This is a genomic window from Streptomyces sp. NPDC059224, from assembly GCF_042754285.1.
Lineage (GTDB): Bacteria > Actinomycetota > Actinomycetes > Streptomycetales > Streptomycetaceae > Streptomyces.
Genome location: NZ_JBHZAN010000074.1, coordinates 1 through 12,352, shown reverse-complemented (window position 1 = coordinate 12,352; position 12,352 = coordinate 1). Strand labels below are relative to the sequence as shown.

Below are 12,352 nucleotides of genomic sequence, written 5' to 3'. Positions count from 1 at the left end.
ACATGGCACGGCGATACGACACCAATGACGCGACCGACCGCGTGACGGGTCTGCGCGAGGCCGCGTCCGCCGTCCGCCGGGGCGAACTGGTGGTGCTGCCCACGGACACGGTGTACGGCATCGGCGCCGACGCGTTCACCTCGGAGGCCGTCTCCGACCTGCTCGACGCCAAGGGCCGGGGGCGCAACATGCCCACCCCGGTGCTGATCGGGTCCCCGAACACGCTGCACGGGCTGGTCACCGACTTCTCCGAGCTGGCCTGGGAGCTGGTCGACGCGTTCTGGCCGGGCGCCCTCACCCTGGTCGCCAGGCACCAGCCGTCCCTGCAGTGGGACCTCGGCGACACCCGGGGCACCGTCGCCGTGCGCATGCCGCTGCACCCGGTCGCCATCGAGCTGCTCACCGAGGTCGGTCCGATGGCCGTCTCCTCCGCCAACCTCACCGGCCACCCGTCCCCGGAGACCTGTGACGCCGCCCAGGAGATGCTCGGCGACTCCGTCTCGGTGTACCTCGACGGCGGTCCGACCCCGGGCAACGTGCCCTCGTCGATCGTCGACGTCACCCGCGAGGTGCCGCTGCTGCTGCGCGCGGGCGCCATCTCGGCGGAGGAGCTGCGCAAGGTCGTACCCGACCTCGAGGTGGCGAATTGACAGCCCCTGACGCGGGGCGTGGCATAGGCAACGGGGAGCGCGCGGCGGAGATCACGACCACGTTCGTGGGGCTTCCGCGGGACAGCTTCCGCATCCTCCACGTCAGCACCGGCAACGTGTGCCGCTCGCCGATCACCGAGCGGCTGACCCGCCATCTCGTGACGGACCGGCTCGGCACCTTCCTGGGCGGCGGGCTGATCGTGGAGAGCGCGGGCACCTGGGGCCACGAGGGCGCCCCCATGGAGGCCAACGCGGAGGCGGTCCTGGCCGACTTCGGCGCGGACGCGACCGGGTTCACCGGGCGGGAGCTGCTCGACGAGCACGTCATCCGCGCCGACCTGGTGCTGACCGCCACCCGCGACCACCGCGCCCAGGTCATCTCCATGGGCCACTCCGCGGGCCTGCGCACCTTCACCCTGAAGGAGTTCACCCGGCTGGTCCGGGCGATCGACCCGGCGACGCTGCCCCCGCTGCACGAGGGCGTGGTCGTCCGCGCCCGCGCGCTGGTGCGTGCCGCGGCGGCGCTGCGCGGCTGGCTGCTGGCCCCCACGGCGGAGGCGGACGAGGTCTACGACCCGTACGGCGCCCCGCTGCCGTTCTTCCGTTCCGTCGGCGACGAGATACACGAGGCGCTGGACCCGGTGGTCACGGCGCTGACGGGCGTCCCCGCGCGGATGTAGCCCGAGGCGCCGTACACACCGCGCACCCCACCCACCCCGGGCCTACATTGGACCTACGTCACCTTCGACCGTCCGGAGCCCGTCATGTCGGTCAGCCCTACTCTCGTCGAGGCCGGTCCGCTGCGGCGGCAGGACCCGGAGCTGGCGGAGATCCTGCTGAGCGAGCTGGCCCGGCAGTCGACGTCGTTGCAGCTGATCGCCGCCGAGAACTTCTCCTCCCCGGCCGTGCTGGCCGCCCTCGGCTCGGCGCTCTCCAACAAGTACGCCGAGGGGTACCCGGGCGCCCGGCACCACGGCGGCTGCGAGATCGTGGACGTCGCCGAACGGCTGGCCGTCGACCGCGCCAAGGCCCTGTTCGGCGCGGCGCACGCCAACGTGCAGTCCCACTCGGGTTCGTCCGCCGTGCTGGCCGCCTACGCCGCGCTGCTGTGCCCCGGGGACACCGTGCTCGCCCTCGGGCTGCCGTACGGCGGTCATCTCACGCACGGATCGCCGGCCAACTTCTCCGGTCGCTGGTTCGACTTCGTCGGGTACGGCGTCGACCCGGAGAGCGGGCTCATCGACCACGACCAGGTGCGGGCGCTGGCCCGCAGCCACCGGCCCAAGGCGATCGTGTGCGGGTCCATCGCCTATCCCCGGCACATCGACCACGCCTTCTTCCGCGAGGTCGCCGACGAGGTCGGGGCCTATCTGATCGCCGACGCCGCCCACCCCATCGGGCTCGTAGCCGGGGGAGCGGCGCCGAACCCGGTGCCGTACGCCGACGTGGTGTGCGCGACCACACACAAGGTGCTGCGCGGACCGCGCGGCGGGATGCTGCTGTGCCGTTCGCCGGAGCTGGCCGAGCGTCTCGACCGGGCCGTGTTCCCTTTCACACAGGGCGGCGCCCAGATGCACACCATCGCCGCCAAGGCGGTGGCGTTCGGGGAGGCGGCGACGCCGGCCTTCACCGTGTACGCCCATCAGGTGGTCGCCAATGCGCGGGTGCTCGCGGCCGGCCTCGCGGACCAGGGGCTGGCGGTCACCACGGGCGGTACGGACACCCACCTGATCACCGCCGACCCCGCTCCGCTGGGCGTCGACGGACGCACCGCCCGCGGCCGCCTGGTCGCCGCCGGGATCGTGCTGGACAGCTGTGCCCTGCCGCACGGGGACGCGCGCGGCCTCCGGCTGGGCACCGCCGCGGTGACCACGCAGGGCATGGGGCCCGGGGAGATGACCCGGATCGCGGCTCTGCTGGCGGCGGTGCTGCGCGGTGCGACGGACCCGGGGAGGGTGCGTGACGAGGTGCGCGAGCTCACCGGTAGATTTCCGCCGTATCCCGGTGGAGACGGGGTAGGCGCAGCGTCGTAGAGCCGGTTGTACGCCGGCCTTACAGGCACACGTGCAACCATCGTCGCTACCCGGAAGTCCCCATACATATGCGAGCGTCGCTAGGGTGTGGGCTGTGATGGCCAGCGAGACCTGTGGGGAAGCCTGTGCGTGAATACCTGCTGACGCTCTGCATCACGGCCGCGGTGACGTATCTGCTGACAGGGCCGGTGCGGAAGTTCGCGATCGTGGCGGGGGCCATGCCGGAGATCCGGGCCCGTGACGTGCACCGGGAGCCCACTCCGCGGCTCGGCGGGATCGCGATGTTCTTCGGGCTGTGCGCAGGTCTGCTGGTCGCCGACCACCTGACCAACCTGAACGAGGTCTTCGAGAAGTCGAACGAGCCGCGGGCGCTGCTCTCCGGCGCGGCGCTGATCTGGCTGATCGGTGTGCTCGACGACAAGTTCGAGATCGACGCCCTGATCAAGCTGGGCGGCCAGATGATCGCCGCGGGCGTCATGGTCATGCAGGGGCTGACCATCCTGTGGCTGCCCGTCCCGGGCGTCGGCACGGTCGCCCTGACCCCGTGGCAGGGCACTCTGCTGACGGTGGCGCTCGTGGTCATCACCATCAACGCGGTCAACTTCGTCGACGGCCTGGACGGCCTGGCCTCCGGCATGGTGTGCATCGCGGCCGCGGCGTTCTTCATGTACGCGTACCGGATCTGGTACTCGTACGGCATCGAGGCCGCCGCCCCGGCCACGCTGTTCTCGGCGATCCTGATGGGCATGTGCCTGGGCTTCCTGCCGCACAACCTGCATCCGGCGCGGATCTTCATGGGCGACTCCGGCTCGATGCTGATCGGCCTGGTGCTCGCCGCCGGCGCGATCTCGATCACGGGGCAGCTCGACCCGGACGTGATGAACCTGTTCGCCGGGTCCGAGCGCAACGCCGTGCACCAGATGGTCCCGGTCTACATCCCGCTGCTGCTGCCGCTGACCATCATCGCGGTGCCGGCCGCCGACCTGGTGCTGGCGATCGTGCGTCGCACCTGGCGCGGCCAGTCGCCGTTCGCGGCCGACCGCGGGCACCTGCACCACCGCCTGCTGGAGATCGGCCACTCGCACAGCAGGGCGGTGCTGATCATGTACTTCTGGTCGGCGCTGATCGGCTTCGGGGCGCTGGCGTACTCGGTGAACTCCGCGTCCATGTGGATCGTGCTCGGAGTGGTCTTCCTCAGCGCGATCGGTCTGGGGCTGCTTCTGCTGCCGCGGTTCACCCCGCGGGTGCCGGTGTGGGCCCAGCGGTTCGTGCCGCCGCGCTACCGGCGCCGACGGGCCGGTCAGGAGGCCGCCGAGCCGACGGCCGTGACCGCCGAGGAGAGCGCCCCCGTCGTGCTGGAGAAGGCGGGGGAGCCGTGCGAGGAGCACCGCTCGCCGGTGCCCGCGGGCGTGGCCCGGGTCAACGGCGCGACCGCCGTCGGCCCCCGTTCACGCATGCTGGACCGGCACGCTTCCGAATCCTCGCGCTGACCACGCGCTGACCCCTTGCCGACCCCGCGTTGACTCCGCGCCGACCCTTGCAAGGTAAGAATCTGACTAGAGCATTGCCAAGTCGTGGGGGAGCAAAGACCCCTAATACCAGACACAACGGCTCGGTTTTCGCTCAGACGCGCATGTTCACCCTCATGTGTGACAGTGAGCACACCCACCAGGTAAAGACCTCATCAAATAGTTTGTGATACGGTTCACGAGAACCCCGGACAGAGCCGAAGGACCCGAGTGCGATGGTCCATTGGCGTGAGGACTTCGACCCTCCGGCCGGGACTACGCTCGTCCATGACGACACCTGCCCCCTGTGAAAGCGGAGTTGCCGCCATGCCGTCCAATGACGCCCGGATCCTGGCCCAGGCCGCCGTACCCACGGCCGCCGTCGGCGTGCTCGCTGCCGTCGTCAGCGCGGTCGTCGCGGGCGGCAAGGGGGCGATCGGAGCTGTCGTCGCGACGGTGGTCGTGACCCTCTTCATGGGGATCGGCCTCTACGTCCTGCAGCGCACCGCACGGTCGGCTCCGCAGCTCTTCCAGATGATGGGCCTGATGCTCTACGCGGCTCAGCTCCTGCTGATGGTCGTCTTTATGGCCGCGTTCAAGAACACGACGCTGTTCAACCCCCGGGCCTTCGCCATCGTGCTCGTGGCGGCCACGCTCACGTGGATCGCTGCCCAGACCCGCGCCCATATGAAGGCCAAGATCCTCTACGTGGAGCCCGAGAAGACCGGGCAGCCGTCGTGAGAGGTAGGCCCGGGATAAAGGCGCACGAGAGATGCTGCTATCGTCCGGTGCCAACTGCGGCATCGCGGGCGCGGGCATCTGAGCTGACGCCTGCTCAATCGCGAGGCGAGATGCCCCCCAGCCGCCCCCACATCCGAAACACCAGTCCCGTGCCGAACCGCGGCCATGCGCCGCGCCGACACAACGAGGTTGCCGTACCCATGCGCCACGATGAAGGAGCCCGCGGTGAGTGCTGACCCGACGCAGACGCTCGCTTTCGACACGAGCTGTCACCTGTTCGACGGGTGTGGCTTCCCGGCTCCGGGCCTGCACTCGTTCCTGTTCAAGCCGCTCTTCGGCGACGGCGACAGCAGCGTGTACTTCAACAAGACGATGCTGCTGGCGCTGCTCGGGTCGATCATCATCGTGGGCTTCTTCTGGGCCGCCTTCGCCCGTCCGAAGGTCGTCCCGGGCAAGCTTCAGATGGTCGCCGAGGCCGGCTACGACTTCGTCCGGCGGGGTGTCGTCTACGAGACCATCGGCAAGAAGGAAGGTGAGAAGTACGTCCCGTTCGTCGTCTCGCTGTTCTTCTTCGTCTGGATGATGAACCTCTGGTCGATCATCCCGGTCGCCCAGTTCCCGGTCACCGCGATCATCTCGTACCCGGCGGTTCTGGCCGGCCTCGTCTACATCACGTGGGTCGCGCTCACCTTCAAGCGCCAGGGCTTCGTCGGCTTCTTCAAGAACGTCACCGGGTACGACAAGACGCTCGGCGGTGTCCTCCCGCTGTCGATGACGATCGAGTTCTTCTCGAACCTCATCGTCCGGCCGTTCACCCATGCCGTGCGACTCTTCGCGAACATGTTCGCCGGCCACACCCTGCTGCTGCTCTTCACGATCGCCAGCTGGTACATGCTGAACGGCATCGGCATCGCCTACTCCGGTGTCTCGTTCGTCATGGTCCTCGTGATGACCGCTTTCGAGCTCTTCATCCAGGCTGTCCAGGCGTACGTCTTCGTACTGCTGACCTGCAGCTACATCCAGGGCGCGCTCGCCGAGCACCACTGAGCCGTCCCACCACTCATCCAGACACCCGGTGGCCAACCCCCACCGGTCCTTGAAAGAGAAGGAAGAACCGGCATGTCCGCTCTTGCGCAGGCCACCCTCGCCGCCACCCAGATCAAGGGCAACCTCGGCTCGATCGGTTACGGCCTCGCCGCGATCGGCCCGGGCGTCGGCATCGGCATCATCTTCGGCAACGGCACCCAGGCGCTCGCGCGCCAGCCCGAGGCGGCAGGCCTGATCCGTGCCAACCAGATCCTCGGCTTCGCCTTCTGTGAGGCGCTCGCCCTGATCGGTCTGGTCATGCCGTTCGTCTACCCGACCTCCTGACCCGACCGTCGCGCACCAATAGACGAAAGGCACTGATATGAGCCCCCTGGTTCAGCTTGCGGCTGAGGAGGCCGAGAACCCCCTCATCCCGCCGATCCCAGAGCTCGTCATCGGCCTCATCGCCTTCGTCATCGTCTTCGGCTTCCTCGCCAAGAAGCTCCTTCCGAACATCAACAAGGTTCTGGAGCAGCGCCGCGAGGCGATCGAGGGCGGTATCGAGAAGGCCGAGGCCGCGCAGACGGAGGCCCAGAGCGTCCTTGAGCAGTACAAGGCGCAGCTGGCCGAGGCCCGGCACGAGGCCGCGCGCCTGCGCCAGGAGGCTCAGGAGCAGGGCGCCACGCTCATCGCCGAGATGCGTGCCGAGGGCCAGCGGCAGCGTGAGGAGATCGTCGCCGCCGGTCACGCCCAGATCGAGGCCGACCGCAAGTCCGCCGCGCAGTCGCTGCGTCAGGACGTGGGCCAGCTGGCCACCGACCTGGCCGGCAAGCTCGTCGGCGAGTCCCTGGAGGACCACGCCCGCCAGAGCCGCGTGATCGACCGCTTCCTCGACGAGCTCGAGGAGAAGGCCGAGGCGGCCCGATGAACGGAGCGAGCCGCGAGGCACTGGCTGCCGCACGGGAGCGTCTCGACGCGCTGACGGACTCGACGTCCGTGAACGCGACGCGGCTCGCGGACGAGCTGGCGGCCGTCACCACGCTGCTCGACCGCGAGGGCGGCCTGCGTCGGGTCCTCACCGACCCGGCGCAGTCCGGCGAGGCCAAGGCCGAGCTGGTCCGGCGCCTGATCGGCGGCCAGGTCGGCGCGAACACGGCCGACGTGGTCACCGGCATGGTCCGGTCCCGCTGGTCGCAGCCCCGCGACCTGGTGGACGCGCTGGAGGAGCTGGCGTCCGTCGCCGACCTGACGGCCGCGGAGAAGTCGGGCACGCTGGACGACGTGGAGGACGAGCTGTTCCGGTTCGGCCGGATCGTCTCCTCCAGCACCGAGCTGCGCGCCGCGCTCACCGACCGCAAGGCCGGCACCCCGGCCAAGACCGAGCTGGTGCACCAGCTGCTCGTCGGCCGTGCCAAGCCGGTCACCGAGCGTCTGGTCACGCGCCTTGTGACCGCGCCGCGGGGACGTAGCCTGGAAGCGGGCCTGGAGGCCCTCTCCAAGCTCGCCGCGGAGCGCCGCAGCCGCGCCGTCGCCGTCGTCACCTCCGCGGTGCCGCTGAGCGAGCCGCAGAAGCGACGCCTGGGCGCCGCCCTCGCGAAGCTCTACGGCCGCGCGATGCACCTCAACCTCGACGTCGACCCCGAGGTCGTCGGCGGGATCCGGGTGCAGGTCGGTGACGAGGTCATCAACGGTTCCATCGCGGACCGGCTGGAGGACGCGGCCCGCCGCATGGCGAGCTAGCACCTCGGTAGTCGAGAACAAGCAGTACGTACTTACGACGGCCCGGGTTGGGCCGTACATGAAGAATCCCTGGGGGTCGCCCCCAGACCCCCCAAGTGAAACTTCGGGCCCAACAAGGAGAGCAGGGAACCCAGATGGCGGAGCTCACGATCCGGCCGGAGGAGATCCGGGACGCGCTGGAGAACTTCGTCCAGTCGTACAAGCCGGACGCGGCCTCGCGCGAGGAGGTCGGTACGGTCACCCTTGCCGGCGACGGCATCGCGAAGGTCGAGGGCCTGCCCTCGGCCATGGCCAACGAACTGCTGAAGTTCGAGGACGGCACCCTCGGCCTCGCGCTCAACCTGGAAGAGCGCGAGATCGGCGCCATCGTCCTCGGTGAGTTCAGCGGCATCGAGGAGGGTCAGCCGGTGCACCGCACGGGCGAGGTCCTCTCCGTCGCGGTGGGCGAGGGCTACCTCGGCCGCGTCGTCGACCCGCTCGGCAACCCGATCGACGGCCTCGGCGAGATCGAGACGTCCGGCCGCCGCGCCCTGGAGCTGCAGGCTCCGGGCGTGATGGCGCGTAAGTCGGTGCACGAGCCGATGGAGACCGGCTACAAGGCCGTCGACGCCATGACCCCGGTCGGCCGCGGCCAGCGTCAGCTGATCATCGGCGACCGCCAGACCGGCAAGACCGCCCTGGCCGTCGACACGATCATCAACCAGCGTGACAACTGGCGCTCGGGCGACCCGAAGAAGCAGGTCCGCTGCGTCTACGTCGCCATCGGCCAGAAGGGCTCGACCATCGCCTCCGTGCGTGGCGCCCTCGAAGAGGCCGGCGCGCTGGAGTACACGACCATCGTCGCCGCCCCGGCGTCCGACCCGGCCGGCTTCAAGTACCTGGCGCCGTACACCGGCTCGGCCATCGGCCAGCACTGGATGTACGACGGCAAGCACGTCCTCATCATCTTCGACGACCTCTCGAAGCAGGCCGACGCCTACCGCGCCGTGTCGCTGCTGCTGCGCCGCCCGCCGGGCCGTGAGGCCTACCCGGGTGACGTCTTCTACCTGCACTCCCGTCTGCTGGAGCGCTGCGCCAAGCTGTCCGACGAGATGGGCGCCGGTTCGATGACCGGTCTGCCGATCGTCGAGACCAAGGCCAACGACGTCTCGGCGTTCATCCCGACCAACGTCATCTCCATCACCGACGGCCAGTGCTTCCTGGAGTCGGACCTGTTCAACGCCGGTCAGCGCCCCGCGCTGAACGTCGGTATCTCCGTCTCCCGAGTCGGTGGTTCCGCGCAGCACAAGGCGATGAAGCAGGTCTCCGGCCGTCTGCGTCTGGACCTCGCCCAGTACCGCGAGCTGGAGGCGTTCGCCGCCTTCGGTTCCGACCTGGACGCCGCGTCGAAGTCGCAGCTGGAGCGTGGTTCGCGACTGGTCGAGCTGCTGAAGCAGGCGCAGTACCAGCCGATGCCGACCGAGGACCAGGTCGTCTCCGTGTGGGCCGGTACCACCGGCAAGATGGACGACGTCCCGGTCTCCGACATCCGCCGCTTCGAGAAGGAGCTGCTCGAGTACCTGCACCGCAAGGAGCAGGGCCTCATGACCTCCATCAAGGAGGGCGGCAAGATGTCGGACGACACCCTCACCGCTGTTGCCGACGCGATCGCCGAGTTCAAGAAGCAGTTCGAGACCTCGGACGGCAAGCTTCTCGGCGAGGACGCCCCGGCCGCGGCCAAGTGACGTAAGGAAGGGACCTGACTCATGGGAGCCCAGCTCCGGGTCTACAAGCGTCGCATCCGATCCGTCACCGCGACCAAGAAGATCACCAAGGCGATGGAGATGATCGCCGCCTCGCGTGTGGTCAAGGCGCAGCGCAAGGTGCGGGCCTCCGCGCCGTACGCGACCGAGCTCACCCGCGCGGTCACGGCGGTCGGTACCGGTTCGAACACCAAGCACCCGCTCACCACGGAGGCGGAGAACCCGACCCGTGCCGCGGTTCTGCTCCTCACGAGCGACCGCGGTCTGGCCGGCGCCTTCAACTCCAACGCCATCAAGGCCGCCGAGCAGCTGACCGAACGTCTGCAGGCACAGGGCAAGGAGGTCGACACGTACATCGTCGGCCGCCGTGGTCTGGCCCACTACACCTTCCGCGAGCGCAAGGTCGCGGAGTCGTGGTCGGGCTTCACCGACGAGCCCTCGTACGCGGACGCCAAGAAGGTCGCGGCGCCGCTGATCGAGGCCATCGAGACGGAGACGGCGGACGGCGGGGTGGACGAACTCCACATCGTCTTCACCGAGTTCGTGTCGATGATGACGCAGACGGCGCTCGACGACCGGCTGCTGCCGCTCAGCCTCGAAGAGGTCGCGGAGGAGGGCGCCGCCAAGGGCGACGAGATCCTTCCGCTGTACGACTTCGAGCCCTCGGCGGAGGACGTCCTCGACGCCCTGCTGCCGCGCTACGTGGAAAGCCGTATCTACAACGCGCTGCTCCAGTCGGCGGCTTCGAAGCACGCCGCCACGCGGCGTGCGATGAAGTCGGCCACCGACAACGCGGGCGAGCTGATCAACACGCTCTCCCGTCTTGCCAACGCGGCCCGCCAGGCCGAAATCACCCAGGAAATCAGCGAGATCGTCGGTGGCGCCAGCGCCCTGGCCGACGCGACCGCGGGGAGTGACCGCTAATGACCACCACTGTTGAGACCGCGACGGCCACGGGCCGCGTCGCCCGGGTCATCGGCCCGGTCGTCGACGTGGAGTTCCCCGTCGACGCGATGCCGGAGATCTACAACGCGCTGCACGTCGAGGTGGCCGACCCGGCCAACGCCGGCGAGAAGAAGACGCTGACCCTGGAGGTCGCCCAGCACCTGGGTGACGGCCTGGTCCGCACGATCTCCATGCAGCCCACCGACGGTCTGGTCCGCCAGGCCCCGGTCACCGACACCGGCGACGGCATCACCGTCCCGGTCGGTGACTTCACCAAGGGCAAGGTGTTCAACACCCTCGGTGAGGTGCTGAACGTCGACGAGAAGTACACGGGCGAGCGCTGGTCCATCCACCGCAAGGCCCCGAACTTCGACGAGCTCGAGTCGAAGACCGAGATGTTCGAGACCGGCGTCAAGGTCATCGACCTGCTCACCCCGTACGTCAAGGGTGGCAAGATCGGTCTGTTCGGCGGTGCCGGCGTCGGCAAGACGGTGCTCATCCAGGAGATGATCTACCGCGTCGCCAACAACCACGACGGTGTCTCCGTGTTCGCCGGTGTCGGCGAGCGCACGCGTGAGGGCAACGACCTCATCGAGGAGATGGCGGACTCGGGCGTCATCGACAAGACCGCCCTCGTCTTCGGCCAGATGGACGAGCCCCCGGGCACCCGTCTGCGCGTGGCCCTCGCGGGTCTGACCATGGCGGAGTACTTCCGCGATGTGCAGAAGCAGGACGTGCTGTTCTTCATCGACAACATCTTCCGCTTCACGCAGGCCGGTTCCGAGGTCTCGACCCTGCTCGGCCGGATGCCCTCCGCGGTGGGTTACCAGCCGAACCTGGCCGACGAGATGGGTCTCCTCCAGGAGCGCATCACCTCGACCCGCGGTCACTCGATCACCTCGATGCAGGCGATCTACGTCCCCGCGGACGACCTGACCGACCCGGCCCCGGCCACCACCTTCGCCCACCTCGACGCGACGACGGTTCTGTCCCGTCCGATCTCGGAGAAGGGCATCTACCCGGCCGTGGACCCGCTGGACTCCACGTCCCGGATCCTGGACCCGCGTTACATCGCGGCGGACCACTACAACACCGCCATGCGGGTGAAGACGGTCCTGCAGAAGTACAAGGACCTCCAGGACATCATCGCGATCCTCGGTATCGACGAGCTCGGCGAGGAGGACAAGCTCGTCGTCCACCGTGCCCGTCGCGTGGAGCGCTTCCTGTCCCAGAACACCCACGTCGCCAAGCAGTTCACCGGCGTCGACGGGTCGGACGTCCCGCTGGACGAGTCGATCGCCGCGTTCAACGCGATCATCGACGGCGAGTACGACCACTTCCCGGAGCAGGCGTTCTTCCTGTGCGGTGGCATCGAGGACCTCAAGGCCAACGCCAAGGAGCTGGGCGTCTCCTGAACTCGCTTGAGTTCGTGTGAGGGGGCGGGCGCGTCCCGCCCCCTCACTCACGCCCATTAGACTTGTATCCAACACCCGGTGATCCCACCGGGTGGTGACCCGAGGAGCCACCTTTGGCTGCTGAGCTGCATGTCGAGCTGGTCGCCGCCGACCGTCAGGTCTGGTCCGGCGAGGCCACCCTGGTCGTCGCGCGCACCACGTCCGGCGACATCGGCGTCATGCCCGGTCACCAGCCGCTCCTGGGTGTGCTGGAGTCGGGCCCGGTGACCATCCGTACGAGTGAAGGTGAAACAGTCGTCGCCGCGGTGCACGGCGGTTTCATCTCGTTCGCGGACAACAAGCTGTCGCTGCTGGCCGAGATCGCCGAGCTCTCGGACGAGATCGACGTCCAGCGCGCGGAGCGGGAGCTGGAGCGCGCGAAGGCGGAGGGTGACGCCACCGCCGAGCGACGCGCCGACGTCCGTCTGCGGGCGGCGACGTCGCGCTGACACACTGCGCGTATGCGTTGAACTGACTCAGCCGCGGCTGGGACCGGAGCCATCCGGTCCCAGC

Annotated in this window: 13 protein-coding genes; all 13 read left to right on the top strand. The window is 69.0% G+C overall.

The genetic code is table 11. The features are described from left to right. Positions 1-2: 2 nt before the first annotated feature. The 13 genes from ACFXI4_RS43575 (at position 3) to ACFXI4_RS43515 (ending at position 12,288) form a co-directional block, all read left to right on the top strand. The gene (locus ACFXI4_RS43575; protein ID WP_362729333.1) at positions 3-650 is read left to right on the top strand and encodes an L-threonylcarbamoyladenylate synthase; all 648 of its coding nucleotides are present in this window, start codon (positions 3-5) and stop codon (positions 648-650) included. Beyond that, complete coding sequence (locus tag ACFXI4_RS43570; RefSeq protein ID WP_385002968.1) at positions 647-1,330, top strand: protein-tyrosine-phosphatase; 684 nt, start codon at positions 647-649, stop codon at positions 1,328-1,330. Before ACFXI4_RS43575 ends, ACFXI4_RS43570 begins: the two co-directional genes overlap by 4 nt. An 84-nt stretch (positions 1,331-1,414) precedes the next feature. Continuing rightward, positions 1,415-2,683 (top strand): serine hydroxymethyltransferase, encoded by a 1,269-nt coding sequence (glyA, locus tag ACFXI4_RS43565; protein WP_385002965.1) that lies wholly within the window; start codon positions 1,415-1,417, stop codon positions 2,681-2,683. A 125-nt stretch (positions 2,684-2,808) separates the two neighbouring features. Then, positions 2,809-4,173 (top strand): MraY family glycosyltransferase, encoded by a 1,365-nt coding sequence (locus ACFXI4_RS43560; protein WP_385002962.1) that lies wholly within the window; start codon positions 2,809-2,811, stop codon positions 4,171-4,173. Between the two features lie 345 nt (positions 4,174-4,518). Then, positions 4,519-4,932, top strand: coding sequence for a hypothetical protein (locus ACFXI4_RS43555; protein ID WP_385002959.1), 414 nt, complete (start codon positions 4,519-4,521; stop codon positions 4,930-4,932). 210 nt (positions 4,933-5,142) lie between these two features. Then, entirely contained in the window at positions 5,143-5,979 is an 837-nt protein-coding gene (atpB, locus tag ACFXI4_RS43550; protein ID WP_385002956.1) for a F0F1 ATP synthase subunit A, read from the top strand. Positions 5,980-6,051: 72 nt separating this feature from the next. Next, positions 6,052-6,303, top strand: a complete 252-nt coding sequence (gene atpE / locus ACFXI4_RS43545) for an ATP synthase F0 subunit C (RefSeq protein WP_093499060.1) — start codon at positions 6,052-6,054, stop codon at positions 6,301-6,303. 37 nt (positions 6,304-6,340) lie between these two features. After that, complete coding sequence (locus tag ACFXI4_RS43540; protein WP_351936896.1) at positions 6,341-6,886, top strand: F0F1 ATP synthase subunit B; 546 nt, start codon at positions 6,341-6,343, stop codon at positions 6,884-6,886. After that, complete coding sequence (locus ACFXI4_RS43535; RefSeq protein ID WP_385002951.1) at positions 6,883-7,698, top strand: F0F1 ATP synthase subunit delta; 816 nt, start codon at positions 6,883-6,885, stop codon at positions 7,696-7,698. Before ACFXI4_RS43540 ends, ACFXI4_RS43535 begins: the two co-directional genes overlap by 4 nt. 134 nt (positions 7,699-7,832) lie before the next feature. Next, positions 7,833-9,422 (top strand): F0F1 ATP synthase subunit alpha, encoded by a 1,590-nt coding sequence (atpA, locus tag ACFXI4_RS43530; RefSeq protein ID WP_360477400.1) that lies wholly within the window; start codon positions 7,833-7,835, stop codon positions 9,420-9,422. A 21-nt stretch (positions 9,423-9,443) separates the two neighbouring features. Next, positions 9,444-10,364 carry a F0F1 ATP synthase subunit gamma gene (locus ACFXI4_RS43525; RefSeq protein ID WP_362722442.1) on the top strand — a complete coding sequence of 307 codons (921 nt, stop codon included), beginning with the start codon at positions 9,444-9,446 and terminating at the stop codon, positions 10,362-10,364. After that, positions 10,364-11,800, top strand: coding sequence for a F0F1 ATP synthase subunit beta (gene atpD / locus ACFXI4_RS43520; RefSeq protein ID WP_362722445.1), 1,437 nt, complete (start codon positions 10,364-10,366; stop codon positions 11,798-11,800). Before ACFXI4_RS43525 ends, atpD begins: the two co-directional genes overlap by 1 nt. 113 nt (positions 11,801-11,913) lie before the next feature. Next, a complete protein-coding gene (locus ACFXI4_RS43515; RefSeq protein WP_362722448.1) occupies positions 11,914-12,288 on the top strand; it encodes a F0F1 ATP synthase subunit epsilon in 375 nt (124 codons plus the stop codon). Positions 12,289-12,352 lie beyond the last annotated feature (64 nt).

Bases quoted from the DNA above. Each gene is read 5' to 3' on its own strand.
- ACFXI4_RS43575 (WP_362729333.1), top strand. From the start codon at position 3: ATGGCACGGCGATACGACACCAATGACGCGACCGACCGCGTGACGGGT.
- glyA (WP_385002965.1), top strand. From the start codon at position 1,415: ATGTCGGTCAGCCCTACTCTCGTCGAGGCCGGTCCGCTGCGGCGGCAG.
- ACFXI4_RS43555 (WP_385002959.1), top strand. From the start codon at position 4,519: ATGCCGTCCAATGACGCCCGGATCCTGGCCCAGGCCGCCGTACCCACG.
- atpB (WP_385002956.1), top strand. From the start codon at position 5,143: ATGAAGGAGCCCGCGGTGAGTGCTGACCCGACGCAGACGCTCGCTTTC.
- atpE (WP_093499060.1), top strand. From the start codon at position 6,052: ATGTCCGCTCTTGCGCAGGCCACCCTCGCCGCCACCCAGATCAAGGGC.
- ACFXI4_RS43540 (WP_351936896.1), top strand. From the start codon at position 6,341: ATGAGCCCCCTGGTTCAGCTTGCGGCTGAGGAGGCCGAGAACCCCCTC.
- ACFXI4_RS43535 (WP_385002951.1), top strand. From the start codon at position 6,883: ATGAACGGAGCGAGCCGCGAGGCACTGGCTGCCGCACGGGAGCGTCTC.
- atpA (WP_360477400.1), top strand. From the start codon at position 7,833: ATGGCGGAGCTCACGATCCGGCCGGAGGAGATCCGGGACGCGCTGGAG.
- ACFXI4_RS43525 (WP_362722442.1), top strand. From the start codon at position 9,444: ATGGGAGCCCAGCTCCGGGTCTACAAGCGTCGCATCCGATCCGTCACC.
- atpD (WP_362722445.1), top strand. From the start codon at position 10,364: ATGACCACCACTGTTGAGACCGCGACGGCCACGGGCCGCGTCGCCCGG.